Source organism: Bradyrhizobium sp. Kon37 (assembly GCF_055807535.1).
The window spans coordinates 1-384 of record NZ_JBVVOY010000164.1; the positions used below are offsets into that span (position 1 = coordinate 1).

A 384-nucleotide genomic window follows, 5' to 3' on the forward strand; every position below is an offset into this window, starting at 1 on the left:
GCGGCATCGCAGGCGAAAGCGCCGTTTGATCTTCTGGTACTGGGCATCGGGCCTGTCATCGTCTTTGGCCTGGTCGCGCATACGCTGCTCGCGTTCCTGCCCACATGGGCCATGTACGCCGCCGGCGCTCTGCTGGTCCTCGCGGCCCTGCCTTTGGCGCTGCACGTCCTCCGGGAATACGCGCTGCGCTATGGGCGCAAATAGCGCCCTGCAGGGCGTTCTTACTCCAAGGGGGAGGGCATGAATACACGCGCCATGAACGACGCCAGCGGCCGGGCCTCGCTGCCTGCCATGGTGATCGCCGACGGCACCATTGAAGCCTTGAAGTGGCTCGCCTTGCTTGCCATGACCGGGGATCACGTCAACAAGTACCTGTTCAACGGT

Annotated in this window: 1 protein-coding gene; it reads left to right on the forward strand. The window is 64.1% G+C overall.

The window, feature by feature from the left end:
* The coding region (locus tag AC0L3J_RS37615; protein WP_473350462.1) for a hypothetical protein at window positions 1-204 on the forward strand (204 nt) is incomplete at its 5' end.
* Window positions 205-384: the final 180 nt, after the last annotated feature.